Origin of the sequence: Methanomassiliicoccus sp. (assembly GCA_012719175.1) — an archaeon.
In the GTDB taxonomy this organism is placed as follows: domain Archaea; phylum Thermoplasmatota; class Thermoplasmata; order Methanomassiliicoccales; family Methanomassiliicoccaceae; genus UBA6.
Genome location: JAAYAX010000005.1, coordinates 132,296 through 156,414, shown reverse-complemented (window position 1 = coordinate 156,414; position 24,119 = coordinate 132,296). Strand labels below are relative to the sequence as shown.

Sequence of the window (24,119 nt, the reverse complement as noted above, 5' to 3'; positions counted from 1 at the left end):
CGACCCGCGTGCTAGGTCGCTTATAATAAGTTAGAAAGACCTTCAAGCATCGTACCGAGGGAAAACTTGACACCATAGATGGAGAATAAGATGAACTATCGGGACGATCATCAGGACGATGCTTCAGACGAGAGCGGCACGTTGAGAAACGGCCCGGTGGAGGGCGTTAGGGGCATGGAGAAGGATTGGGATTATCTGAAGCCCATACTGGACAGCGCCCTCAATGTATGCCTTGCCTACATAGACACGGACTTCAACTTCATTTATGTTAACGAGGCGTATGCGAGCAATTGTGGGCTCCGCCCCGAGGAAATGATAGGAAAGAACCATTTCATTCTCTACCCGGACGGGGAGAACGAGGCCATCTTCAAGAGGGTCCGCGATACCGGGGTCCCGGCAAAGTATCGGGACAAGCCCTTCACCTACCCTGATCAGCCACAAAGAGGCACGACCTATTGGGACTGGACCCTCGTACCGGTGAGGGACGGGGGCGGCATCATCATCGGTCTGGTGCTGTCCCTCATCGAGACCACGGAAAGGAAAAAGGCCGAAGATGTTGTAATGCAGTCCGAGGAGATGTACCGGCTCCTGCACGATACAATGCTCCAGGGTGTCGTCTTCCAGGATGCCAGCGGTGAGATCATTTCCATGAACCCGGTGGCCGAGCGCATTCTGGGGAAGGACCCTGAGGATTTCATCGGCAGCAGTTCCGTCGGGGAGGAGCGTTATTGCATCAGGGAGGACGGTTCCACGTTCCCGGGGGAGGAGCACCCCGCCATGGTAGCGCTCAGGACGGGGATCAGGATAAGGGACGTCATTATGGGGGTCTGGAACCTGCGCGATGGGGACTACCGCTGGATCGACATCACTGCGGTACCTCTTTTCAGACCAGGGGAGCTCAGGCCCTACCAGGTCTACACTGTCTTCGAGGACATCACTGTGAGGAAGAGGACGGAGCGGGCCCTGCGTAAAAGTGAGGGCCGATACCGCCATCTGTTCGATTCCATGGCCGAGGCATTCGAACTGGTGGAACCGGTCTTCAAAGATGGCCGATTGGTGGACGGCAAGTACCAGGACGTCAACCCGTCATGGGAGAGGATGACAGGCCTTAACAAAAGGGAAGTGGTGGGGAAAATGGCCAGGAGCATCATCGGATCTGCGGATGAGCGCTGGCTGGAAGCACTGGACAGGGCCCTTAAAACAGGCCTGCCCGTCCAGATCGAGAGCTATAATACAAGACTGGACAGGCATTTCAACAGCATCGTCTGGAGATGCTCCGAGAACGCCTGCGGGGTGACCACCACAGACATCACTGAGAGCAAGAAGGCCGAGGAGGATATCTGGCGCAAGCAGGCCATTCTAGAGGGCATCAACCGCATCTTCCGTGAGGCCATCTCCGCCGAGTCCAACGAGGAACTGGGCCTTGCGTGCCTGAAGGTGGCGGAGATTCTAACCAACAGCAGGTTCGGGCTCATCGGGCATATACAACCTCCAAACGGCATGGAGGGGATCGCCGGGGGAATGGAGTGGGAGGCGTACAGCTTCACCTCTCCTCATCGGTCCGAGAGGTACCCCACGAACCTCAAGGTCCATGGGATCTTCGGACGCGTCCTGACGGGGGGGAAGGCATTCTACTCCAATGATCCCGGCGCCCACCCTGATTACATCGAACTGCCAGATGGGCATCCTCGACTAACCTCCTTCCTGGGAGTACCTCTCACGCACTTAGGCAAGGTCATCGGAATGATAGGGCTGGGTAACAAAGAGGATGGGTATAACGACGAAGACCTCCGCACGGTAGAGTCACTGGCCCCGGCGATCGTGGAAGCCCTCCACCGCAAGAGGGCAGAGGAGGAGAAAAAGAGGTCCGCCGAGGAGCTCCGAAGGTCCAACGCCGAGCTCCAACAGTTCGCCTACGTGGCATCGCACGATCTGCGAGAGCCGCTGAGGATGGTCTCCTCGTACCTCGGCCTTCTGGACAGGTACGCCGGGAAGGAGTTGGACGCTAAGTCGAAGGAGTTCATGCGTTATGCACTTGAGGGCTCTGTGCGCATGAGACGCATGATCGATGACCTGCTCCTGTATTCGCGGATCGAGACTCAGGGCAAGGCGCTGGAAAAGGTGGAACTGGAGGATGTCCTGGCCATCGTCCTGAAGGACCTGAAAGGGGCGATAGAGGAGAGCGGGGCCTCCATCACCAACGACCCTTTGCCCACGGTCACCGTGGACCGTACGCAGATGGTTCAGGTGCTTCAGAACCTCATCGGCAACGCCGTCAAGTTCCGCGCCGAGGAGGCGCCGCAGATACATGTGTCCGCCCGCTTGGAGAACGATGCTTGGGTGATATCTGTTCAGGACAACGGCATCGGCATTGAGCCTAAGCATGGGGATCGCCTCTTCCTTATGTTCCAGCGCCTCCATTCACAGGAGGAGTACGAAGGCACGGGCATAGGCCTCGCCATCGTAAAGAAGATCGTCGAGCACCACAACGGGAAGATATGGTTCGAGTCCGAACCGGGTAAGGGATCGACGTTCTACTTCACGCTGCCCGCGTGACGATCGGACGTAGAGGTCGGAAGAAGAGCATTGGTTTTAGGAAAATACATTCCTCAACTTACTGGCTCGTTAGACCTAAACATCCCGTGGGGGGAGATCCGTTCCAATCGAGGGCCGTAAATTGGCGTTCATGACCTATCCTATCTTGATACTCCCTCACTGGATTATATCTATGATAAACGCTCTTCGTTCTGACCCGGAGAGCATAATATGGAAAAGCCAGCAGCTGATTTCAAGGAAAATATCCTGAAAACGATCGGCAACACACCATTGGTCAAGATCAACAAGCTCAATCCCAACAGGAACACGACCATCTATGCAAAGGTGGAGGGCTTCAATCCCACCGGCAGCATCAAGGACAGGATCGCCCTGAGCATGATCCAGCAGGCGGAGGAGGAGGGTAAGCTCACCAGGGGCAAGACCATCATCGAGCCCACGTCGGGTAACACCGGAGTAGCCCTGGCCATGATAGGTGCGATAAAAGGCTATGGGGTAGAGATCGTCATGAGCGAGTCCGTCTCGGTGGAGAGGCGGCAGATGATCAAGGCTTTCGGGGGGACCGTGACCCTGAGCGAGGGGAAGTACGGCACGGACGGCGCGATAAGGATGGCGAGAGAACTTGTCAGGGAAAACCCCGAGAAGTACTTCATGCCCGACCAGTTCTCGAACCAGTACAACAAGATGGCACATTACAAGACCACGGGCGATGAGATCTGGAAGCAGACCGGAGGCATGGTGGACTACTTCGTCTCGGCCCTCGGCACTTCCGGTACGATCATGGGAGTGGGCAAGGCGTTGAAGGAGCACGACCCTAACATCAAGGTCGTAAGCGCCCATCCTGTCAAGGGTCACTACATCCAGGGGCTCAAGAACATGGAGGAGGCCATCGTCCCGGCGATCTACGATCCGTCAGAGATCGACACCACGATAATGGTGGAGACGGAAGCGGCGTACGAGATGACACGTCAGATCGTGAAACAGGAGGGCATCTTCGTCGGCATGAGCAGCGGAGCCGCAATGTATGCCGCCGTGGAGCTGGCCAAACAGATAGATTCCGGGGTAATCGTGACCATCTTGCCGGACCGAGGAGAGAAGTATCTGAGCACCAGCCTGTTCCAGGCTTGAACGCTGCTGAACGGCGGCCGGATCCAAACGCAGATGGGACTTCGCTCCAAACCCTCTAATCTCTTTGAGACCGTCGTTATGGTCGAAGGCTTCATCACAAGCCCGGCTCTTCAAGGGCGATCGGGAATGATGGCGCGGGGGCGCTGAAAGCCGGTCCGAGGCCTCGGGAATACCTTATAGACATCACTCCCCGGCGATCTTGGCCGGTTTCGAGCTAGCCTTTTTCTTCTTGCCCTTGGTGGACTTCTTGACGGCCTTCTTCTTGGGCTTGGACGACCTCTTCTTCGCCTTCATCTTATTCTTGGTCTCCGCATCGGGCTCGGGCTCGGCTAGCCCCAATTCCGCGGACATCCTCCGCATGTACTCCACCGACGCATCGCATTGGGCCCCGTAGAACCATATCCCTTTCTCCATCTGCAGGGTACGGGCCACTCCCTCCGGTGTCAAGAAAGGATATCGGCGGCAGACATCAGGCCTAGCCTCATAGATGACGCACTCAGCGCCGTCTAGGAACGGACATCGATCACCATCAGCTAGCTTGAGGGCGTGATAGATGCCTATGCCCGCATAGGACATCCTCTTCAAGCCGTATTTTCGTATGAACTGGGGGACATTCATCCCTTGCTTCTTTGATGCCAGCTTCAGATCATCCATGCTGAACTCTATCTCCTTCTGCTCCCTGCAGCACTTGCCGCACCTCTCACATTGGAAGCCATCCTGAAGCTCTGCAAGAAGAGCCATTCTGCCGGCTATGCTGCGCTCGATGCCTCCGGTTGCATACAGTTCCTCTACCCATTGAGCGTATGTTTGGTCAACCGCTTTTCCCTTGAAGATCAGCTGCTCTATCCCCAATCGTACCACCAGTTGTGATACCTAATCTCATTTGATGTAATTATTTAGCACTGATACTTTCTATCACTAGATTACTGGATGGAGCTCTCATCTGTTATAAGAACGGTAATTGGATTCCCCTTTACCAACAAACCGATTGGAATCATCCTAACTCTTGATATGATAATGATCTATAGACAGTGATGTAGCAAAATATATCTGGCATATCAGATGATATTATCTATTATAATTATTCAAATAAATCAAAATAAATAGAGCTATAAAAATCCTATGGGCGTGATCATCCGCATCATCTCGCCGATCGAGGATAAACTTGCTCAAGAGATGTATGAAAAATTCAACGTTGAGGGTTATTGCCCATTCGGTACCGATGAGCTGACCATGGGTTTCATCGCGGATGCCAAGAAGAGCCTGGAAGGGTACATCCTGAAGGTCGAGGTTGTCGACATCTCCACCTTTGAGTACATGAAGGAACTGGAAAAGATGCTGGAGAAATAAGTCGTATTGTAGCACCACTACTGACTCCTTCATCACGTTTTCTTACTAGAGAGATCTTTCATCTATTTTCGCCCCAAATATCCTCATACAGCAGCATTACTGCCTGGATGCTCAAGGTCAAATTCTCCAAGTATTACAGATCTAAGAAAAAGAAATGAAAAATGAGGTCCTGAGACCCCATATAATTCCTATCGCAACCCACTTTAAGTGGGCGGACCGCCGCCACGACCGCTCTTGACCTTGATATAGCACCAGGTAGCGGCCAGGAAGATCACTGATCCGCTGAAGTATACAAACTCGAACATCCGTTTTCACCTCCTTTTATCGTTTATCCCCCCCAAGGGTCATCCATCAACTGGGAACCAGGGTTATTTATTATTTTCTTTCAGAATAATTATTAAAAATGCGAGCCGTATCGGTTACCAATTTAATGGTTATCATGTAGCATGCTTTCAGTTAAAAGACAATTATAGGTTCATCTGACCGATTGTTCATTCTGGACATCCCTCATCGGCCCAGAACATGCGAGTCTGATGATGTGTGTCAGGCAGTGCCTTGGGTAATTTTGATGATCGGGCTAACGTTGTATTGCTCTGTGGACAGAGTGATCGCGGGAGGAACGTTGAGGATGCCCGGGATCCTGCTGAAGGACAGGGAACTTCTCATCGTTATCGATTGCGAGGACAGTGGAACCGGCCTTGGTACGATGAATATCCTGCTTATCGGAGGCAACTTAGAAGGAGCGCAGGGAGCCGACCCAGACGACCTGCCTCCTGTTACCGCCCATAGGTTCCGATCTTCTTTGCACGAGAGGCATAAGGTGGCCGGGGCGAGGTAAATATCATTTCTATACATTTTCATCTATATATTATAATAGATAACTATCGCTTTTCATTCTCATTCCGAACTGGCTGAGGTCCTCGCATACTTCCTACCTCCGCCGGTTATAAGACAAAGGAGTGGGGTGGGGCCAATGAGGTCGTGGACATGGGTAGAGATATCGAGAACTCCGAGGTCTTCAAGTGGTTCGTGCTAGGTTTCCTAGCGTTCGTGGTAGCGATCGTGTGGTTCATACCGGGGCAGCTGATGGTGGCGCTGGGCCTGGTCATGATGATCCTGGGCTCTGCGCTCTGGCTGCTGCCTATACTCATACATAAGCCCGTCCAGGATGAGTGGTCCTGAACCACTGGCGAAATCCCATCGCCACATCCCAATTTTTTAATAATTGGGAGATGAGCCGACCGTTCCCATTCGGGACATTAAACACAGGTACGATAATCCTGAAGATAAGATATACTCGCCTTTTTACATCTTCCTGGGAGCGATCTGCATGATCCTGAGAGGGAGCCCTTCTTTTAGCTCATTGTTGAAGTTTGCGTAAGGGCAGATGATATGAGAATGAATATTATTTCCTTAAGATGCTGCCCTCAAGAAATGGCTCGAAAGAATTGTAAGAGGAGCTGGAAAAAGATCCCCTCACTTTTTCCGCCAATTTATTAAAAATGATCGGCCTTTTCGTCCATCCCTAATCTCTTGGCAGGGAAGGCGACCTGGGGTCTTTTAGCTAGAAATGAGCCTTCTATGTTCTCTGCCATGATCTTTGCCATCTCTAAGGGTATGGCCATTGACATCATCTCTGGCGGGAACCAGGCGTTGCCGGTGGGGTCCACTGGTCCGACGGAAGCTGTACCTCGAGGAGCTTTTTCCGTCAAGCCAGCGGCATAGGTCACCATGGACGCGCAGGAGGGACCGCTAGGCATCATGATGCGCCCGAAGATGTCGTCAAAAGAATACTGGATCAGGGCACCCAAGTTCCTTATGGACTCGGCGTTGCCCAGTAAGATGAACGATAGGACCTCCTGGGCCTCGTCGAGCTGGTCCCATCCGGCGATATTGAGGTACTTGGAAGGAAGAGCGATCTTTCCAGGGGCGTTGAAGAATCGCTCTGCCGCATCCGGATTGGGCTTGAGGTATTCGGCCGCTCCTCCCATTATGTCAAGCTTTCCTGTCGATACAAAATACTTGGTCGTTGGTGAGAAAGCCGTCACCCCACACCAACCCTGGCCACCCGGACATAGGCCCGCTTTGGCCTCGGTGCCGAAGTGTACTGGAGGGATGTCCCCTTTCATGGAGATCTTGTATACCGCCCGGGCTATGCAACGATCGATCTTCGATATCTGTACCGAGTCCTGTGGAAGGTCCTCGCTTCCGAACACGCACACCGCCCTTCCAGGCAGCTTCCCCGCCTGAGTGAGCTTCGCGCCGATGGTCCTCGCGTTCATGGCCATAATACGAACACCAGTTTATATCAAATGTTCACATTTCCAGGTAGATGAAGCGTCCCCGTTTCCTGCCCGAGGATCGGGATCATCTGTAACTCACTGGCAAGCAACTCGACCGTTACATGAATGGAAGATGTCAATTATTCGAGGAATGGAAAGATAATTAAAACCATCTCTTTTTTTATCGCTATAGTAATGTTAAGGGTCGCCATGAAATTGGGAAGGCGCCATTGTCTTATCATAATCGGGGCATTGGTGGCGGTAATCGGCCTCTCCATAGCACTCCTAGCTGCTGCACTGAATGCCAACAAACCTTATGATATTAGTTTCATTGGTTGGCTCATTGTAGGGATTGGTTTATATTGGATATTGTTAGTTGTTGCTGCCCCATTAAGAATATCGATAGATAGTCTTCTGTTGGATCCTAAGAAAGAAGGGTCAAATAAAGAAGGATCAGCATCAGAGATTTTGGATATGAGGTTGGTCATAGGAGAGATAACGAAAGAAGAATATTATGAGCTGAAATCCCTGATGAACAACAATGAGGACCAGAAAAGGAAGGATGATGGTAAATCAAATTAACTCAGACTGAATGACCATCCGGTCATATTGATGGCAGTATAATTGAGGTTGGATGATAAAAAGTGGACAGGGGGGGATTTGAACCCCCGGCCTCTACCATGCCAAGGTAGCGATCTTCCAACTGATCTACCTGCCCGGTGTAACCTGGCAAGCAGATGCCTCTAATTAAAGTTTTTCATCCGGAACCAGACGTGTTCTAATCCTAGCATGGAGAATGGTTTATGGGCGTCCCCTCCAATCTCCTGAGACATGGAGCTTCATGAGAAGATGCCGAGGCTGGTGCGCCGGCTGGGCGGGGACATCTATGGTGTGGCGGACCTCACCGCGGTCAAAGAGGAGGTCATGAGGCAGGGCGGTGAGGAGGTATCCGGATATCCCAGGGCGGTCTCCATCGGCGTCAAGCTCATGCACCCCATAGTAGACCGCCTGCCGGAAAGGGACCGGTCGGCGGTGGCGGTGGCCTACCATACCCACGCCTATGAGGTCGTGAACCTGCGCCTTGATGCAATCGCCTCCCGCGTCGCCTCCGCGCTGCAGGATGCCGGCTTCAGGGCATATCCCATACCGGCCTCCGAGAGAGTGGAAGATGAGCGCATCTGCGCGGTGTTCTCCCACAAGCTTGCGGCCCATGCGGCCGGCCTCGGATGGATCGGCAAGAGCTGCCTATTGGTGACAACTCAGTCAGGCCCACGAGTGCGGTTTACCACGGTGCTAACGGACGCGCCCCTGCCGGCGACGGGGGAGCCCCTGGAACAGCGATGTGGGGACTGCCGTGAGTGCGTGGACGCCTGCCCCATCCACGCCTTCACAGGCCGTAACTTCGTCCCCGGAGAGCCGCGGGAGATGAGGTATGATGCCCGAGCCTGCGAGAGGTACTTCTTAGACATGAAGGCGCAGGGCAAGGTGCCTGTGTGCGGGATGTGCCTGTACGCCTGCCCCTACGGTAAAAAAGCGTCCCGCGAACTACACGTCTAGACGCTGCTGGAAGCGCATGCGCTCCCCCGGAACCTGCGTGGGATACTCCGCATTAAGGCATGCCAGGCAGAGATCGTTGTCCGGCATGGCCAGGGCCTCCTCGAGGCCGTTCAACGAGAGGTATCCGAGGCTGTCGGCAGTGAGATACTCACCTATCTGCTGGACCGTCTTCCCGGTGGCAATGAACTGGACGCGGGTCTTCATATCAATGCCGTAATAGCAGGGGGCGCGGACCGGAGGGCATCCGATGCGGACATGGACCTCCTTAGCACCGCCCCTACGCAGGATCTGCACGATCTTTCGCAGGGTGGTCCCACGCACGATGGAGTCGTCCACCACCACGACCCTCTTGCCATAGATGGTGGATGTGATGGGGTTGAGCTTGATGCTCACTCCCTCCTCCCTCTGTGACTGCTCGGGCATGATGAACGTCCTCTCGACATAGCGGTTCTTCATCAGCCCCTCGTCGTAGGGGATGCCGGAGGCCAGGGAGTAGCCCAGGGCATGCGCGCGACCGGAGTCGGGAACAGGTATGACCACGTCCGCCTCGGCCGGCTGCTCCTTGGCCAGGGTCATGCCGATACGCTTGCGGACCGCGTACACCTCCCTTCCGTCGATCACGGAGTCGGGACGGGCGAAGTACACCCACTCGAACATGCAGTGGGCCGTGTGAGGCGGCACGGTGACCATCTTGGAGGAGGTGAACCCATCCTTGGTGAGCTCGATGATCTCTCCGGGGAGCACGTCTCTGATGAAATCTCCCTGGAGGATGCTGAATATAGCAGACTCGGACGCGATGCAGTAGCCGTGTGGAAGCTTTCCCAGGCACAAGGGACGGAATCCCAGGGGGTCCCTTACGCCATAGATACGGTTGCCTATCATGATGACCAGGGAGTACGCGCCCTCCAGCATCTTCATGGTGGCACGGATGGCCTTGATGGCGTCCGATGTCTGGCGCAGCTCATTGGCCAGCAACCGCACGATTATCTCCGAGTCCGTGGTCGTCAGGAACGCCCACCCGGTCTCCTGGAGCTTCGAGCGCAGCTTCTCTGCGTTCACAATATCGCCGTTGTGTCCCAGCGCCACGTCCCCGACCTGGGAGGTGACGACGATGGGCTGCGCGTTCTGAGAGCAGGAGGAACCAGTGGTGGCGTACCGAACGTGGCCGATACCTATGTTCCCTTTAAGAGAATCGAACTCCTTGCCCGCCAGGACCTCATGCACGAGGCCCTCGCCCCGGACATAGGAGGTCTTCCCGGCATCATTAACGACAATGCCCGCCGCCTCCTGACCACGGTGCTGGATAATACGTAACGATCTTTTCAGGTCCGGAGCTACGAGGGTGTCGTAGGCCATGGCGACGACCCCGCAGTAATGCTTGGGCCTGTCGTCCATGTCATCGTTCATGGAGTTAGTGCTGCTTAGCCCAGGAATAGGACCTCAACCTCGGGGACTTACCATATCCACAGGACGCACAGACGCCCTTCTGCATATTGTAAGCGCTCCTTCCGCAGCGGCGGCAGGGAATATGCGATTTGCCACTTGACCTCTTACCCATTGACGGAGTGCCCTTTCCCATGTTTTCATCTCCTTACGGTGAAATGTAAATGACGTTGTCCCCGCGCACGATGGTAACATCGAGCTTTCTCACCACTTCGTTGTTGATGAGCTCTTCCGCGTTCTTCAGGACCAGGTTCATGTGAGGGTCGTATCCATCGAGGATGCCCCGGTATTCCCTGTTAGCCTTTAGCTCGACGATCACGGGACGGTTGATCGCCTGGTTCAGAACGGTCAGAGGTTTCTGCATGTTACAGCCACCAAAGTGCCCCATAATCCGGGGACTATTTTAAGGTTACTAGCTCAGGGGGCTAGATGAACGCGCCTATCGTGGGAGCGTCCAGCCTGTCCATGTCGAAGGAGATGATGCCTTCGATCATTCCTTCTCGGTCCAGTTTCCCGCCGCGCATATGGGCGATGAGCGAGGAACGCCACAGGAGGTCCAGGGCCGCGGCGGCCATGGCCCCGTAGTAAGTGTTGGCCAGGGGATCCTCGTAACCGTAGTCGTCAACAAGGAAGTATGCGTATCCAAGCATGCTGTCCCGACGGTTCAGGATGCGGAGGTAGTCGATGAACACCTCTCTCCCCAGGCCTTCCGGCTGAAGCAACTGTACCTTCCGGGGGTCGATGGAGCGCACCGGAGACACCTTTCCGTCGTCGTCCATGACCGTCCATTCCACCTTCCCATCGCGCGCCAGGAGGACGTTCCATATGCCCGCGGGATCGCAGTATACTGGGGCCGAGTACACGTCCTCGGCGCTCAGCGATTCCAGGCCGGTCTCCCGTGCGGACGCCTCCAGCTCCCTGCGGTCGTACGTCGGCAACGAGGACATCGTGGGCAACGACTCCATCTCCTCCTCCTCGGCCGAGAGGTCCAATACGTGGGCCAGGTACAGCGGGTCCATGAGGTCCGGCAGGTGCTGTTCCATGGTCCTGCGCAGCGCTTCGGGGGCGCGGGCGATGCCTGCCTCGGCGCAGTTCATCTCGAACTCCCGGTGCACGGCAAGGGACTGCTGCAACGTCCTCCTGAGCACCTCCGCGTGCTCCGAGACCATCTGTCCTCCGATCACCAGGGCGTCCTCCCTTCCGCCGTACCACACTCCTCGACAGGAGAGGTCCAGCTCCACCTGCACTCGCGTGCCCACGTACATGTGGAAGGGGAACTGGCGGCAGTAATGAGGCCTCTGCGCATATATCTGGCAACGCCGGCCGGAGGACAGGAAGGAGCAGGGGCCCTCCCCGTTCTTCAGCGCCAAGGCGGCGTGGCGGTGGGGCTCGTTCTTCATCACGATGCGGTCCGGGTGGTTCTTTTTGAAGAACGGTAGCTCATGAGGGAGCACCTCTGCCTGGCAGAGGCAGCACAGTCCGCACTTATCGTCACAGGTGAAGGCCTTGCCCTCCAGCTCCGACATGTCCACATCAAGGTCCAACAACCACGTCCCGTCCTCCCCTCTCGCCGGCGATGGCGCCATCCTCCACGACCCTCCGCCCACGTACGTATGTGGCATGGGGGAAGATGGCGTCGTATCCCTCGTAGAGGGTCCAGCCGCACTTACTATGGAGGTTATTAACCTTTATGCCGCCCAGGGCACGGGTGTCCACCACCATGAGATCGGCGTCCCGTCCCTTCTCGATGCGGCCCTTGTTCAACGAGAACACCTCCGCAGGCCTCTCCGCCATCGCCCGCACCAGGACGTCCAGGGGCAGCGACCCCTTTTTCACCAGGGCGAGCATGAGGGGCACCTGCGTCTCCACCCCAGGCATCCCTGAGGGAGCGATGTCGAACTCCTGCGACTTGTCCTCGATGGTGTGGGGCGCGTGATCGGAGGCGAGCATGTCGATCCTACCATCGAGGAACGCTTGCATCAGAGCGAAGCGGTCCTCCCTGGTCCTCAAGGGAGGGTTGACCTTGGCGAACGTACCCCGCTCGTTGTCCCGGTCCAGGAACAGGTGGTGGGCCGTGACCTCCTTCGTGAAGTTATGACCGCTGGCAGCTCCCAGCCCCGCGGCCGATGACAGGTGGCAGATGTTAACGCGGCATCCCATGGCCGAAAGCTTGTTGATCGCGGCCACCTCCGCCTGGTAGGGCCTGTTCCGCAAGTGGTCACGGATGTCCTGCTCCCTTTCCTTTCCCAAAAGCGCCTCCTCCTCGGCATGCACGCTCAGGACCTTGTTGGTGGCCTTGACAGCATGACCGATGCGTGCCCTCTCCTTATCCTCAGTGACCAGGAGCTTCCCGGTGGACGAGCCCATGAACATCTTGTACCCTGCGGCGTGCGGGGCCATCTCCTCCAGCTTGACGCCGGGTACGCATCCCGCGAACAGTCCGTAGTCGGTCCACGCCTTCCCGGCAATGGTCAGCTGCTTCTCTTTGAGGCTCGCCAGACTGGTCGCCGGCGGAAGGGTGTTGGGCATGTCCAGCACGCAGCCGACCCCCCCAAAGGCCGCTGCCATCGTCCCCGTGGAGAAGTCCTCTTTGGCGGTGAGCCCGGGATCCCGGAAGTGCACATGAGGGTCGATCGCCGCCGGCAGCACCAGCATCTGACCGTAGTCCAAATGCTCCTCTCCCTTGAGGTTCTTCGCTACCTCTACGATACGGCCGTCCTCGATCCCGATGCACCAATTAGACAGGCGGCCTTTGACAAAGGCGCGGCCCTCAATGACCAGATCCATGAGCGATATCCTTCCTCTGCACCTGACCCCGCGGGGTCAGCTCGTGGAATATCTCTCCCTCGAACTTATAGACCTTGGTACGCTCGTCCAACCACATTTCTGGTGGCAGTCCCGCCTTGTTGCAGGTGTGGGCGAGGAACTCCTCGACGTTCCAGTCCCACTCCACGGGCACCTGCGGGAGGAGGAGACCGCGGTACGGACCATATTCAATGATGAGGCCGTCCCTGCCGATCACGATCTCCCCGGGCAGTTCCCTACGCTCCACCACGCGGACCTCCTGGGGAGGGCTGAGTATGGATACCTCCACCACTATGCCATCGAGCTCCTCTGCCCTCAGGTCATCGAAGCGAGGATCGTGGCAGGCATGATGGGCCGCTTGCACGAGGGCGCTAGCCAGTGAGTAGATGGGCTCCGGGAAACCGATGCATCCCCGTAAAGAGAGATCAGGATAGGTGTTCAGGGTGACGAAGGCCCCTCTCTTCTCCCGGAAGCTTGCCGGTGCGTCCACGCGATGGTCTGACCTACCTCTGACCTCGGCCTCCACCGCCTGCCTCGCGATCCTGACCGCCAGCTCTCCCTCCATATCGTTCACGCTCGTACCCATACCATTGACGGCATTAACCGATAGATGGACTTATCGCTCCTTGAGAGTTGCATCAGGAAAAACGAAGGTCTCCTTGACCAACTATTTCTACCGCTGCCCCGTTATTTTTAACATGAAAGAGGAGCGGGCACGAGACATCTACGTTGAGGAGATCATGACCAGGGTCCCCATAACCTGTTGCCCGGACCTGACCGCGAAGGATATTGGTTCCTTGATGCGCTTGTGGAAGGTGGGTTCCATCATCATAACCGTGGAGGGACGGCCGGTGGGCATTGTCACCGAGAAGGACCTGGTGGAGAAGATCGTGGCCGAAGATAAGCTGCCGGGCGTGATCACGGCTCAAGAGGTCATGTCCGCGCCCGTGGTCACCATCGGCCCCCATGAGAGCGTGGCGGATGCGGGAAGGAAGATGGCCCGCCTGCATCTGCGTCGCCTGCCCGTGGTAGATAACGGTGAGCTTCTGGGCATAATCACAGAGAACGACATCACCCGCTTGTCGCCCACCCTCATCGAGATCACAAGGGAGTGGGAAAACATCAACGCCCCCTTGATGGACCGGAGGGGGCTGGGCGCGTTCATAGGCTACTGCGAGAGGTGCGAGGCCTACTCCTATGACCTGAGGAGAAACGGAGGAGTGTCGGGGAAGGCATCCATGCTCTGCCCGGACTGCCGCGATCTCCTCGTCCAGGAACGGCCGGAGTGATCACTCCAGCTCGATCTTCTTCAGGCTGGGCTCCTCCTCCTGTGGCTCTCTCTCCATCTCCTTTATGACGTTGAGCTGAGCATCCAGGAGGCACTTCCATATCATCAGGGTCTCTCGCTTGGCAGCGATGAGATGCTGCTTGACGTCATCGGGTATCTTGTCACGGGGGATCATGTTGTCGAAGGCCAGCAGCATCTCCGATCCCGCTCGGACCAGGTGCTCCCTGGCGGTCTTGGGCAGGATCGTCTCGGTTATCCGCTCGGCCTCCTCCTTTAACCGCTGGCCGCGGCCGAACTCCTCCTCGACCGCCCCTTCCTCAATGTTTCCCTCTTCTTCCATCGTCCTCACCTTCGAACATTATCAGCAATCTTCCGTCCTTGAACTCCGCCCGCTTCGGCTCCTTCCTGGCAAAGCTGGTCGGGAGAGATATGGAGCGACGGTAGTGCCCCACCTCCACCAGAAGGTTGTCACCTACCTTGTAAAGGTTCACGCCCTCCTTCATGGTAAATGGCAGGTTCAGGGATATAATGTCCATGCCATCGTTGGTGTAGATCTCCATGGGCTTCACCCGTGAGAAATGCGTGGTGGGGTCGATGTCCCCGAAGACCATTTCCCCAAGCTTCTCCAGCGATTTGATGCCAACAAGCTCGGACGGGAGCTGGTAGGCCCTGAGGATGGTGAGGGGGTCGAAGGACTCTTGGATTATCTTGAGGTAGCGCTCCTGTTCCTCCAGCTTCTCCTTGAAGAAATCTCCGGCATCCGAAGGGATGACCCGGTTGACGATGAGGGCTTCCACCGTAAGGTTGTAGAGGCACATGTAGGTGAAGGCCCGCTTGGTCTCATTGATGACCATCTTCTCAGGGTTGACCACCAGGCGTATCGAGGTGACCTCAGGGTCCTGGAGTATCTTCTGTACGGCCATCATGCGATCCCCCATGGAAGCGATGTCGCCGAGAAGCTCCTCGGAGGGCAGGGGAGTGCTCATCACCTTGCCTACGGTCATGCGGGCGATCTTCATCATGTTCCGGAACACGCCGTAAAGTTTCTCGGTGTACCATTCAGATATCTCGGGGAAACTGAGAAGACGCAGCGTCTCGCCTGTGGGCGCGGTGTCCATGACCACGACATCATAGGCATCTCGCTTGTAGAAGTCCTCGACGTAGAACAGGGCAGACATGAGCTCCATACCCGGGAGGACGGCCATCTCCTTGGATGTGATGCCGTCCATGCCCTGGGACATGAGGAAACTGGAGACGTACCTCTGTATCTCCTTCCAGCGGGTCTCTAGCTCATAGAGCATGTCGATCTCGATGGCATCGAGGTTCTTCTCCACGGCGGTTATCTGTCCCGAGAGGGGCATTTCCAGAGAATCGGACACGGAATGTGCTGCATCGGTCGACATCAGGACCGTCCTGTAACCCATCCTTGCGGCCTTCAGGGCAGTGGCGGCAGCCACGGAGGTCTTGCCCACACCGCCCTTCCCCGTATATATCAAAATTCTCAACGGTTCACCGAAACCAGTTTACCGTCATCAATGTACTTGAAAGATACGCCAAAGGCCAGTTGATGGAAAAGAGGTGGTTCGGGGGCTCGGCCCCATGTGGAAAGTTAGTGCCGGGGATGGGCTTTGAACCCATGACCTACGGATCTCTCGGACCCTGGCCCAGGGTCAGGACCTTATGAGTCCGTCGCTCCACCAGGCTGAGCCACCCCGGCATTGTTCAGTATCAGTTCTCTTCTTCTTCGCTCTCTTCGGAGACCTCTTCTTCCTCGGTCTCCTCATCCTCTGAGGGCTCTTCCGATTCGGCGGGAGCTTCCTCGGCGACGGCCTCGGCTTGGGCCGCAGCCTGAGCGGCGGCCTCCTGGCCGAACCTCTCCTGGATGCTGGGCTCGTCGGCTGCGACGGTACCGACCTCCAGGACCTCGCTCTTGCGCACCTCTATCCTCTTGATGGGGATGATGACCTTAGCGGCATTGGAGAGCTCCTTGGACATGTCACCGGTAATAATGGCCTTGACCAGCTCGGACACCGTCATGGTGGCTGCGAGATCGGTGAGGGTCTTGTCCATGATGTTCCTGATGGCCGTTTCCTGAGCGGCCTGGATCCTCTGCTCGGTGATGCTCATGGGCTTGACCCGGAGCAGGAAGCCATCCTTGGTGCGTACATCGACGACATGGTCGGTCTTGGTCCTCTTCCTCCGAGTGAGCCTGCGGACGTAATCGCTTGTTAGATCATGACCCACAAAGCTGGTATGGGCCTCCAGACCACGGATGTCGGAAACTCTGAAGCGGATCTTGATGTGCATCTTGGAGAAGTCCCCGGTGAGCTCGTGAACGGTGACCTCGGTGTTGCGGCCCATCAGGGCTGAGGGCTCGGAGCTGGGGGTCTCTCCAAGTTCCACCTGGTTGAACATCCGGGGAGCGTAGAGCTTGTACCACTCCTTTGCCTTCCACTTGTCCTTGACCTTTCTAGCCGCCGTCTTTGCCTTCTTGACCGCCATAGTAAACCTCCGTGAATCGTGCAGCGGTCAGACAGATAGTCATGGACCGTCATGCTCGTATGAACGGGATAAGGGTCGAAGGTACCACTTTTATATAAACATTTGCCTTGAGGCAATCTACACGACCGAGCCCTAAAATTGAGTTCACCCTTCATGACCTACGAACTGATCGTTGGTTCGGGGCCCCCGACAGAGGTCAGGTCTTACTTCTTTGCCTTTGCAGCCGGTTTCTTCTCCGTCGCCTTTGCTGCGGGCTTCTTTGCAGCGGCCTCGGCCTTCTTCGGTGCGGCCGCCTTCTTAGCGGGGGCCTTCTTGGGAGCCGCGGCCTTCTTCGCTACGGTCTTGGTCTCGGCCTTCTTCGGTGCGGCCGCCTTCTTAGCGGGGGCCTTCTTGGGAGCCGCGGCCTTCTTCGCAGCAGACTTGGCGACGGTCTTCTTTGCGCTAGCAGAGCTTACCTTGCCCTTCGCTGCGGGCTTGGCAGTCTTGGTTTCGGTTTTCTTGGTTGGCATTTATATCGTAGAGGGGATATTGGAGTCCTTACTAAAGTTCTTTTCTATGTTTATCGAATTTATGCCCGTTCACACTTACTGGTCATTATCAAAAAAAACGTTCTATTTTTTGAGATTTTTGTCTGGCTAATTTTTTACTAGCCAGATTATTATAGGAAAATGAAATAAAATATAAAAAATGAAGAAATAATGACCTCGAAGTTCGATTTTTTTCAAAAAAACTCCGTCCGCCGCGGCCCGCGGCTCCGGAAGTCGAAAATCGCCAGAAATTTCCGAAGTTCCGGCCCTCCGAGAAGCCGTCAAAGGGCATTGTTCTCCCGCAGAAGGCATCGCGTTATTAGAACGGTTATCTCCTTTATCTTGTCCGACTAAACGCCGATCCGAGGGCATTTTGTGAATGATGTGCTCCCTTTTGCGTGCCCTGCGATCGAGGCTCGACACGCTCGTCCTCATGACCTTTGAACGATCGTCGGATGGTCCCTCTATCGTACTCCATCCTCCACCCGTGGAGCGTGGCGCGGTGATGAGAGGCCATCGGCCTTCCTATTCTTGTTCACAACAACGGTGAACGGCCATGGCGACATCGGATATACATCAAGCTCAACAATTAAAAATAAAAAGTAATAGGGAAGGGGTTTCCCAGATCTGTTCTCTGCCCTAGAAGTTACCGGGTATCTCCTGGATGTCCAGGCCCAGCCTTTCCTTGGGGACCCCCATCGCAAGCCCATACAACTGCGAAAGGTGGATCACGGGGAAGGAATAGGTCCCCAGCTCCTTCTGGGTCCTGTCGAACTGAAGGTGACAGAAAGGACACACATCGATGATGTACTGCGCCCCCGCGGCCTTGAGGTTCTTCAACTTCTCCTCGGTGAACTTGGTGGCCAGGGCCGGGTTCCCGGACCTGACGCCGCCGCCGGCGCCGCAGCACATCTGCTTGTCCTTGTATTCGATGCTCTTAGCGCCGGTCACCTCGACCAGCTCATCGAGGATCTTGGGGCGCTCAGGGTCGTCAAGCTGCTTGATGTTGCTGGGCTTCAGGAAGTGGCAGCCGTAGTGGACGGCCACGTTCATCTCTAGGGGGGCCTTGATGTGGGACTTGACGGTGTCCAGGCCGATCTCCTTGTAGACCATCTCAGCAAAATGATGAACCTTGGTCTCACCATTGTATTCCAGGCCGACCTCGCGCAGGATCTTGTTGACGCTGCGGAGCTTCTCAGGGTCATTGTGCAGGATGTGGGCGGCATCGAACAGCGAGCCGAAGCAGCCGTTGCAAATTGTGAGGATGTCTGCGCCCGTCTTCTGGGCAAGGGCGAGGTTCCTGGCCGCTATGGCCAGCCATGCATCCTGCTCGAACGACTTGATGACACCGGGGGCGGGGCAGCAGCCGGCACCCTCAAGCTCCACAAGCTCAATGCCCAGCTCCTTGCACACCTCACGGGTCGAGGATTCAATCCCAGGGTACCTGGCGGGTGCGACGCAACCGAGGAACAATGCGTACTTCTTAGCCATCTCAGTCACCTCCGATGAGCTTGTCGAAGCCAGTGGCCTTCAGGACCTTTTGGAAGTCCTCCAAGGCCTTCTTGTCGCCCAGGGTGTTCACGGGGCGGCGGGGCAGACCGAGCCTCTCCCTGATCTCCTCATACTTGGGGTTCAGGGGGATGGTCGCTCCGTTGGCCAGTAGGTACTGTCCGACCTTCTTGTGCTCATCGGACATAATGCCCTTGCTTACCGCCTTGTTGCGCAGGATAGTGATGATGTCCACGATCTCGACGCCGCGGGGGCAGCGTTCCATGCATGCGTAGCAGGTGGTACACATCCACAGGTCAGGGGACTGCAGGACTTCGTCCTCCAGGCCGAGCTGGGCCTTGCGGATGAGCTTTCGGGTCCTGTAGGAGGTCAGTCTGCCGGAGGGGCAGCTCCCGCTGCAGGTACCGCACTGGAAGCACAACATAAGGGTCTCGCCGCCGTGCTCCTTCTGCACGGACTCAGCGAACTCGAGGCTTGGTTGCTTTGGAGATGACAATAGGTTCACCTTGTACAGGCCATGTTTCTGAATTATTTAAACATATACAAAAAACGGCGCCACTATTACCTAAATAGGTCATACCTTTCTTCCAGCGCGCCTGATCTCCGCCACGATCCTCCGTACCGCGGGTGTCCCCTTCCTGTAGACGGCATTTATCTGGTGTGCGAGGAACCCAGGATCGGTGTCGCTGCGGAGCTTTATACCCCTCCTCAGCGCCAGCGACTCGTTAAGGAAGAAGCTCAGATCGGACCTTATCAGCATCTCCGGGGAACGGAAGGTTCGTTCGATGCGGTGCTCAATGCCCTGTGTCTCCAAGTGACGAAAGCCTATCCTCTGCGCACCATAGAGGAACCGGGCATACCGCGGCCCTTTATTCACGTGCAGCAGGCGGTCGGTGGCCACCTCCTGCCAATGCACCCCCTCGAGATCGAAAAGGAACAAGGGATCGTCGAGCACGATAATATCCATCAATCCCGCCTGAAAGTCCTCCAGATTCCACCTGTCGTCCGATATTATGAGGCCACATTCCCCCTGTGGGTCGGCCCGGCTGAGAGCCCGCAGCAGCAGTTCCTCGGTGACGATGGTCCCTCCTACCACTAACTTGGTGGAGGGGGCCATGCGCCTGGTCAGAGCACGATACTCCAGGGCGATGCGCTCTCCCTCTTCGTTGAGCTTGGTGCCCCGGGGGGTGGCCTGGACTAGGCGAGCGCCCACCTTGGCTTCGATCTGCGCCAGGTATCGGTGGAGGACCGGTGGGGACACCCCCAATCTTCTGGCAGCCCGGTTCTGGCTGCCTTCCTCATGGATTGCCTGGATGACCTGCAGCTGCCTCTCTGTCAACAGGACACTACCCACCCTCAGCGTGACCGACGGCTCCAGTCTCACCTCCCGGACGGACATGAATGGATGGATGTACGAGCAGGGATAAGAAACAGGTTGGACACACCCTGAAACGCCTTTATACCAGGTGCCTCACCATGGGTCGTCTCTTCATTATCTCAGGCTTGAGATCCTCTTCAGACGGAGATCACCTGTCACCCTTGACATGAAAGTCCCACGACCCTCTTTCTTTGTTCTATTCTCATTGGACAGGATGTCATCGATCATGATCTGGCATGCTTTGTCGGATGTGCGGTACGTGACGGGTTCGCATCAGGCGTGCGGGGATAACGAAAAATCTTTTTAGATGCCGCATAATGGGCGTGCAGATGACCCACCGAACGCTTGTCCTAGGGATCGGAAGTCCCATAATGTGCGATGATGCCATCGGCATCAGGGTTCTGCAGGAGCTGGAGAAGATGGGCGTCCCTGGTGTGGACCTCGAGGAGGCTTGCACGAGCGGCCTTGACCTCATAGAGATCATGCTGGATTACGACAGGGTCATCATCGTGGATGCCATCATCAAGTCCGGGAAGCCCCCTGGGACGGTCATGGTCATGGGCCCGGAGGCGTTCAGCGACACCGTCCATGGCACCAATCCTCACGAGGCCAATGTGGCCACCACCCTGGAGCTGGGCAGGACGCTGCAGCCGGATCGCTTTCCCCAAGAGGTCAAGTTCGTGGCTGTGGAGGCGAACGACGTTTTCACCTTGAGCGAGGTCATGACGCCCGAGCTGGAGGCAGCATTGGACAGGACGGTGCAGACGGTCCTGGAACTGGTAAAGAACGATTGAGGATCGTTCAGAAGTCCAGGTCCTCCAGGTTCTTGGCCGCCTTCTCGCTCTCCTTACCCGGCGCGTGCATGGCGATGGACAGTTTCTTCCTGTCCATTAGACGATCGGCCATGGCGACCACCTGCTCCTCGGTGACCTGGTCCATCATTTTAAGGTATTCGTCCGCTGAAAGAACGTTCCCTGTGGACATGAACATCTCGCCCAGCCGGACCATCCTTGTCTCTGTGCTCTCTAAGCGGCGGACGTAGATCCCCTTGACCAGGCGCTTGGCCCTCATGAGCTCACCTTCTTCCAGTCCTTCCGTTTTGAGCTTCCTTATCTCCTGGGCCACCAGCCTGGCCACCTTTTCCTGGTCCTTCACCGAGGTGTTGTAGAACACGCTCACCGCTCCACAGTCCGTATAACTGGCCGATGATGAGAATATCTCGTAGACCAGGCCCGAGCGCTCCCGGACCGCCTGGAACAGGCGAGATGATGTGCCCATGCCCAAGACCGAGGTGAGGAGTCGCTGGGCGAAGCGGTCGGGGCTCACCGTGCTCAGGCCCGGGAAGCCCATACCCACGTATGCCTGGGCATCGTCCCGGGGATAAACCATGAACCTCGCCAGGGGCTTGGGGGGGTCTCGGGAACGGTTGCCGTTGGAGCGTTCCAGGTAGTCGAAGCTGCGGCCAGCCCAGTCCACGACCTGGGCGTGCTCGATGTTGCCTGTGGCCACCACGGCCATATACGGAGGGCGGTACCTCTCCTCGAAGAACGAACGCACATCCTTGACCGTTAGGGACGCCACCGTCTCCGCGGAGCCGGCCTCGGAGCGGCCCATGGGGTGCTCCCCCCACAACGTTTCCAGGAACTGGACGTGAATGTTCTCCTCAGGATCGTTTTCCAGCATACGTATCTCCTGGGTCACCACATTCTTCTCGGTGACCAGGCAGTCCTTGTCCAGCTTGGGGTTCAGCACCATGTCCGCAAGGATGTCCTGGGCTATGCCCACCGTCTCATCCAAGGAGAAGGACTGATAAGTGGTGACCTCCTTGGTGGTGTAACCGTTGGTCTCGCCGCCCGCGGACTCTATCTCCTCCGCCATCTGCTTTGCGGTGCGGTTAACTGTCCCCTTGAATAACATGTGCTCGAGCATGTGGGCGATACCCGCCTGTTCCTTGGTCTCGTCGCGGGACCCATGCCCGAAGTACACCGAGAATGAAGCGCTATGAGAACTGGGTAGTCTCTCCATGACCACCGGAATGCCGCCGGGGGTCCTCTCGATAAGTATCTCGTTCTTCACGTCGATTCAAAGAACTACCGGGTGATATTACTTTGCCCGCTCCTCTCTAGAGAGCATATCATCACGAAGAAGGCCGCATCACACTGGCGAGAACACCCACGCTATCCTTTTTGATACCTGACCGCCAATGTATATATAACGAACCGCTAGATATTTAAAGGCCTTTCATGGAGAAGAAGAAGATCATCCGAAAGATATGTCTGCTGGGTGATGGTGGGGTCGGTAAGACCAGCTTGATCAGCCGTTACGTTCTTAACAGCTACAGCGACGAATACATCAGGAGCATAGGCACCAGGGTCTCCAAGAAGGTCATAGAGTACGACGATTGTGAGCTCACACTGATGATATGGGATGTGCTCGGGCAGAAGTCCCAGAAGACGCTGCATGCAGCATATTACAGGGGGGCCAACGGCGTGCTGCTGGTCTGCGACAATGCCCGGGAGGAGACGTTGCTGCACCTTCCCATGTGGAAACAGGACCTGATGGAGGTCACTGGAAGTATCCCTCTTATCGCCATCATAAACAAGGCGGACCTGGGGAGCGCTCTCAGCAAAGATGCCTTGGCCCAGGTATGCTCTGCTTTGGGGAAGAGCCCCATGTACACTAGTGCCAAGAGCGGGGAGGGCGTGCAGGAAGCGTTCGAGACCCTGGGCTCAGAGATAATCGAGGTATCCAAATGAACCCTTTCTTCGTTCTGCCGGCCTCCGCGCTGATATCATTACGCGAGGAGCTGGAGCTGTTGGCTGGAGACTGGGCCGGGGAAACGCTGGAGCGCACCGGTTTCAGGGCGGGAATGAGCCTGGTGTCATCCTTGGACATCACCGCCACCAAGCTGGAGGACTTCGCCGAGGTGTTCTCCCAGCTGTGGTCCGAGGCTGGCCTGTCCAGCACGGCAGTGGAGAGAGCGTCCGAAGAGGAGATCGTGGTCTCGTTCAAGGGATCGGTGGAGGCCACCTCAAAGAGGAGGTGCGATTTCACCCGAGGGTACCTGGAAGGCATCGCTTCCGGGCTGCTGGGGAGACGGTACCAGGCCACAGAGGTTATGTGCATGTCCCAGGGCGCCGAACGATGCGTTCACCGCTTGCTGCCATCGGACATGCCTCTGCACGCTAGCCGCTCGGCCCTCGTCACTTCGGAGAGGAAGTATCATCTCGAGCCAGGTTGTTCCTATCTCATCGAGTCTGACGACTCCCGTGAATCCTTCCAGATCATGGAGGACTACCTGGCCCATGGCACCCCGGGAATGTGCATCACCCGGGAGTATCCTGACAGGCTGCGCAAGGCCTTCAACCTGGAGGGGGGCCAGCTTATCTGGCTTTCCTACGAGAGGGACCTGACCATCTCCAGGGAGCCTACCAACATCCCTCTTATCTATAGCGAGATCAAGGCCTTCCTGGAGGAGAACGATGAAGCCATCTTCCTCATAAGCGGACTGGAGTATCTTGTGTCCCAGACCAATTTCGTCAAGATACTGAAGTTCGTGCAGCTCTTGACCGAGGCGGCCGCGGTGCACAATTCCATCTTCCTCCTGCCCATGAGCCCTGGAGCCCTCGCACCTCGTGAAGTGAAGCTCTTGGAGAGGGAGTTCCAGGATATCCGGCACCAGTGTCATGATGGGAGAGATCAAGAGGTCACGGAGCAAGAGGAGTGAGGAACGGGGTAGCAGAGGCCTTAAATGATGCTGTCCACTAGGGAATATGGAAGGCCATAAAACAGCCGGG

The 24,119-nt window shown here is 56.5% G+C and carries 25 protein-coding genes, 2 tRNA genes and 1 pseudogene; 10 read left to right on the top strand and 18 right to left on the bottom strand.

Annotated features, from left to right (window positions below; all coding sequences use genetic code 11):
- The first annotated feature begins 90 nt into the window (after window positions 1–90).
- Window positions 91–2,556 (top strand): PAS domain S-box protein, encoded by a 2,466-nt coding sequence (locus GXX95_04355; protein NLT37373.1) that lies wholly within the window; start codon window positions 91–93, stop codon window positions 2,554–2,556.
- 210 nt (window positions 2,557–2,766) lie between these two features.
- Window positions 2,767–3,681, top strand: coding sequence for a cysteine synthase family protein (locus GXX95_04350; GenBank protein ID NLT37372.1), 915 nt, complete (start codon window positions 2,767–2,769; stop codon window positions 3,679–3,681).
- A 183-nt stretch (window positions 3,682–3,864) separates the two neighbouring features.
- Here GXX95_04350 and GXX95_04345 read toward each other — a convergent pair whose 3' ends face one another.
- Window positions 3,865–4,533: a YkgJ family cysteine cluster protein gene (locus GXX95_04345; protein ID NLT37371.1), complete on the bottom strand. Its 669-nt coding sequence runs from the start codon at window positions 4,531–4,533 to the stop codon at window positions 3,865–3,867.
- A 1,066-nt stretch (window positions 4,534–5,599) separates the two neighbouring features.
- Between GXX95_04345 and GXX95_04340 the strand changes: the two genes are divergently transcribed.
- Together GXX95_04340 and GXX95_04335 are read left to right on the top strand one after the other, a co-directional pair.
- Window positions 5,600–5,869 (top strand): hypothetical protein, encoded by a 270-nt coding sequence (locus GXX95_04340; GenBank protein ID NLT37370.1) that lies wholly within the window; start codon window positions 5,600–5,602, stop codon window positions 5,867–5,869.
- 149 nt (window positions 5,870–6,018) lie between these two features.
- The gene (locus GXX95_04335) at window positions 6,019–6,213 is read left to right on the top strand and encodes a hypothetical protein (GenBank protein NLT37369.1); all 195 of its coding nucleotides are present in this window, start codon (window positions 6,019–6,021) and stop codon (window positions 6,211–6,213) included.
- Window positions 6,214–6,527: 314 nt separating this feature from the next.
- On the opposite strand, the gene GXX95_04330 is transcribed toward GXX95_04335, so the two are convergent.
- The gene (locus GXX95_04330; GenBank protein NLT37368.1) at window positions 6,528–7,319 is read right to left on the bottom strand and encodes a DUF169 domain-containing protein; all 792 of its coding nucleotides are present in this window, start codon (window positions 7,317–7,319) and stop codon (window positions 6,528–6,530) included.
- A gap of 120 nt (window positions 7,320–7,439) precedes the next feature.
- Between GXX95_04330 and GXX95_04325 the strand changes: the two genes are divergently transcribed.
- Window positions 7,440–7,895 carry a hypothetical protein gene (locus GXX95_04325; GenBank protein ID NLT37367.1) on the top strand — a complete coding sequence of 152 codons (456 nt, stop codon included), beginning with the start codon at window positions 7,440–7,442 and terminating at the stop codon, window positions 7,893–7,895.
- 63 nt (window positions 7,896–7,958) lie between these two features.
- Here GXX95_04325 and GXX95_04320 read toward each other — a convergent pair.
- Window positions 7,959–8,031 (bottom strand) — tRNA-Ala (locus GXX95_04320).
- A gap of 113 nt (window positions 8,032–8,144) precedes the next feature.
- Between GXX95_04320 and GXX95_04315 the strand changes: the two genes are divergently transcribed.
- Window positions 8,145–8,870, top strand: coding sequence for an epoxyqueuosine reductase (locus GXX95_04315; GenBank protein NLT37366.1), 726 nt, complete (start codon window positions 8,145–8,147; stop codon window positions 8,868–8,870).
- Here GXX95_04315 and purF read toward each other — a convergent pair.
- The 6 genes from purF to GXX95_04285 form a co-directional block, all read right to left on the bottom strand.
- Entirely contained in the window at window positions 8,859–10,277 is a 1,419-nt protein-coding gene (purF, locus tag GXX95_04310) for an amidophosphoribosyltransferase (GenBank protein NLT37365.1), read from the bottom strand. The two genes, GXX95_04315 and purF, sit on opposite strands and share 12 nt — an antisense overlap.
- A 4-nt stretch (window positions 10,278–10,281) precedes the next feature.
- Window positions 10,282–10,449: a 50S ribosomal protein L37e gene (locus tag GXX95_04305; protein NLT37364.1), complete on the bottom strand. Its 168-nt coding sequence runs from the start codon at window positions 10,447–10,449 to the stop codon at window positions 10,282–10,284.
- 12 nt (window positions 10,450–10,461) lie between these two features.
- Window positions 10,462–10,677 (bottom strand): small nuclear ribonucleoprotein, encoded by a 216-nt coding sequence (locus GXX95_04300; GenBank protein NLT37363.1) that lies wholly within the window; start codon window positions 10,675–10,677, stop codon window positions 10,462–10,464.
- Between the two features lie 61 nt (window positions 10,678–10,738).
- Complete coding sequence (locus tag GXX95_04295) at window positions 10,739–11,899, bottom strand: YkgJ family cysteine cluster protein (protein NLT37362.1); 1,161 nt, start codon at window positions 11,897–11,899, stop codon at window positions 10,739–10,741.
- Window positions 11,847–13,100: a dihydroorotase gene (gene pyrC, locus GXX95_04290; protein NLT37361.1), complete on the bottom strand. Its 1,254-nt coding sequence runs from the start codon at window positions 13,098–13,100 to the stop codon at window positions 11,847–11,849. Before pyrC ends, GXX95_04295 begins: the two co-directional genes overlap by 53 nt.
- Complete coding sequence (locus tag GXX95_04285; protein ID NLT37360.1) at window positions 13,084–13,704, bottom strand: TIGR00296 family protein; 621 nt, start codon at window positions 13,702–13,704, stop codon at window positions 13,084–13,086. Before GXX95_04285 ends, pyrC begins: the two co-directional genes overlap by 17 nt.
- Before the next feature lie 73 nt (window positions 13,705–13,777).
- Here GXX95_04285 and GXX95_04280 point away from each other — a divergent pair, with 73 nt between their 5' ends.
- Window positions 13,778–14,407, top strand: coding sequence for a CBS domain-containing protein (locus GXX95_04280; protein ID NLT37359.1), 630 nt, complete (start codon window positions 13,778–13,780; stop codon window positions 14,405–14,407).
- Here GXX95_04280 and GXX95_04275 read toward each other — a convergent pair whose 3' ends face one another.
- The 8 genes and pseudogenes from GXX95_04275 to GXX95_04240 form a co-directional block, all read right to left on the bottom strand.
- Complete coding sequence (locus tag GXX95_04275; protein ID NLT37358.1) at window positions 14,408–14,746, bottom strand: hypothetical protein; 339 nt, start codon at window positions 14,744–14,746, stop codon at window positions 14,408–14,410.
- Window positions 14,724–15,911 (bottom strand): ArsA family ATPase, encoded by a 1,188-nt coding sequence (locus GXX95_04270; protein NLT37357.1) that lies wholly within the window; start codon window positions 15,909–15,911, stop codon window positions 14,724–14,726. Before GXX95_04270 ends, GXX95_04275 begins: the two co-directional genes overlap by 23 nt.
- A gap of 108 nt (window positions 15,912–16,019) precedes the next feature.
- Window positions 16,020–16,123 (bottom strand) — tRNA-Met (locus tag GXX95_04265).
- Window positions 16,124–16,134: 11 nt separating this feature from the next.
- Window positions 16,135–16,908, bottom strand: coding sequence for a 30S ribosomal protein S3ae (locus tag GXX95_04260; protein NLT37356.1), 774 nt, complete (start codon window positions 16,906–16,908; stop codon window positions 16,135–16,137).
- A gap of 203 nt (window positions 16,909–17,111) precedes the next feature.
- Window positions 17,112–17,354 (bottom strand): annotated as a pseudogene (locus tag GXX95_04255) (hypothetical protein).
- A gap of 720 nt (window positions 17,355–18,074) precedes the next feature.
- On the bottom strand, window positions 18,075–18,926 hold the full coding sequence (hdrB, locus tag GXX95_04250; GenBank protein ID NLT37355.1) for a CoB--CoM heterodisulfide reductase subunit B: 852 nt from the start codon (window positions 18,924–18,926) through the stop codon (window positions 18,075–18,077).
- 1 nt (window position 18,927) lies between these two features.
- Entirely contained in the window at window positions 18,928–19,368 is a 441-nt protein-coding gene (hdrC, locus tag GXX95_04245) for a CoB--CoM heterodisulfide reductase subunit C (GenBank protein NLT37354.1), read from the bottom strand.
- Window positions 19,369–19,518: 150 nt separating this feature from the next.
- Window positions 19,519–20,343, bottom strand: a complete 825-nt coding sequence (locus GXX95_04240; protein ID NLT37353.1) for a LysR family transcriptional regulator — start codon at window positions 20,341–20,343, stop codon at window positions 19,519–19,521.
- 308 nt (window positions 20,344–20,651) lie between these two features.
- Here GXX95_04240 and GXX95_04235 point away from each other — a divergent pair, with 308 nt between their 5' ends.
- The gene (locus GXX95_04235; GenBank protein ID NLT37352.1) at window positions 20,652–21,116 is read left to right on the top strand and encodes a hydrogenase maturation protease; all 465 of its coding nucleotides are present in this window, start codon (window positions 20,652–20,654) and stop codon (window positions 21,114–21,116) included.
- Window positions 21,117–21,123: 7 nt separating this feature from the next.
- Here the strand turns inward: GXX95_04235 and GXX95_04230 are convergent, their stop codons facing one another.
- The gene (locus GXX95_04230; GenBank protein NLT37351.1) at window positions 21,124–22,398 is read right to left on the bottom strand and encodes an insulinase family protein; all 1,275 of its coding nucleotides are present in this window, start codon (window positions 22,396–22,398) and stop codon (window positions 21,124–21,126) included.
- A gap of 167 nt (window positions 22,399–22,565) precedes the next feature.
- Between GXX95_04230 and GXX95_04225 the strand changes: the two genes are divergently transcribed.
- The gene (locus GXX95_04225) at window positions 22,566–23,078 is read left to right on the top strand and encodes a GTP-binding protein (GenBank protein NLT37350.1); all 513 of its coding nucleotides are present in this window, start codon (window positions 22,566–22,568) and stop codon (window positions 23,076–23,078) included.
- Window positions 23,075–24,049: a DUF835 domain-containing protein gene (locus tag GXX95_04220; protein ID NLT37349.1), complete on the top strand. Its 975-nt coding sequence runs from the start codon at window positions 23,075–23,077 to the stop codon at window positions 24,047–24,049. The genes GXX95_04225 and GXX95_04220 overlap by 4 nt, the downstream gene beginning before the upstream one ends.
- The last annotated feature ends 70 nt before the right edge of the window (window positions 24,050–24,119 follow it).

Coding starts and splice junctions, on each gene's coding strand:
- purF (NLT37365.1), bottom strand. CDS start 10,277: ATGAACGATGACATGGACGACAGGCCCAAGCATTACTGCGGGGTCGTC.
- GXX95_04260 (NLT37356.1), bottom strand. CDS start 16,908: ATGGCGGTCAAGAAGGCAAAGACGGCGGCTAGAAAGGTCAAGGACAAG.
- GXX95_04335 (NLT37369.1), top strand. CDS start 6,019: ATGGGTAGAGATATCGAGAACTCCGAGGTCTTCAAGTGGTTCGTGCTA.
- GXX95_04225 (NLT37350.1), top strand. CDS start 22,566: ATGGAGAAGAAGAAGATCATCCGAAAGATATGTCTGCTGGGTGATGGT.
- hdrB (NLT37355.1), bottom strand. CDS start 18,926: ATGGCTAAGAAGTACGCATTGTTCCTCGGTTGCGTCGCACCCGCCAGG.
- GXX95_04235 (NLT37352.1), top strand. CDS start 20,652: ATGACCCACCGAACGCTTGTCCTAGGGATCGGAAGTCCCATAATGTGC.
- GXX95_04350 (NLT37372.1), top strand. CDS start 2,767: ATGGAAAAGCCAGCAGCTGATTTCAAGGAAAATATCCTGAAAACGATC.
- GXX95_04300 (NLT37363.1), bottom strand. CDS start 10,677: ATGCAGAAACCTCTGACCGTTCTGAACCAGGCGATCAACCGTCCCGTG.
- GXX95_04275 (NLT37358.1), bottom strand. CDS start 14,746: ATGGAAGAAGAGGGAAACATTGAGGAAGGGGCGGTCGAGGAGGAGTTC.
- GXX95_04305 (NLT37364.1), bottom strand. CDS start 10,449: ATGGGAAAGGGCACTCCGTCAATGGGTAAGAGGTCAAGTGGCAAATCG.
- GXX95_04315 (NLT37366.1), top strand. CDS start 8,145: ATGGAGCTTCATGAGAAGATGCCGAGGCTGGTGCGCCGGCTGGGCGGG.
- GXX95_04240 (NLT37353.1), bottom strand. CDS start 20,343: ATGTCCGTCCGGGAGGTGAGACTGGAGCCGTCGGTCACGCTGAGGGTG.
- GXX95_04355 (NLT37373.1), top strand. CDS start 91: ATGAACTATCGGGACGATCATCAGGACGATGCTTCAGACGAGAGCGGC.
- pyrC (NLT37361.1), bottom strand. CDS start 13,100: ATGGATCTGGTCATTGAGGGCCGCGCCTTTGTCAAAGGCCGCCTGTCT.
- hdrC (NLT37354.1), bottom strand. CDS start 19,368: ATGTTGTGCTTCCAGTGCGGTACCTGCAGCGGGAGCTGCCCCTCCGGC.
- GXX95_04340 (NLT37370.1), top strand. CDS start 5,600: ATGATCGGGCTAACGTTGTATTGCTCTGTGGACAGAGTGATCGCGGGA.
- GXX95_04285 (NLT37360.1), bottom strand. CDS start 13,704: ATGGGTACGAGCGTGAACGATATGGAGGGAGAGCTGGCGGTCAGGATC.
- GXX95_04220 (NLT37349.1), top strand. CDS start 23,075: ATGAACCCTTTCTTCGTTCTGCCGGCCTCCGCGCTGATATCATTACGC.
- GXX95_04325 (NLT37367.1), top strand. CDS start 7,440: ATGGAAGATGTCAATTATTCGAGGAATGGAAAGATAATTAAAACCATC.
- GXX95_04295 (NLT37362.1), bottom strand. CDS start 11,899: ATGGCGCCATCGCCGGCGAGAGGGGAGGACGGGACGTGGTTGTTGGAC.
- GXX95_04330 (NLT37368.1), bottom strand. CDS start 7,319: ATGGCCATGAACGCGAGGACCATCGGCGCGAAGCTCACTCAGGCGGGG.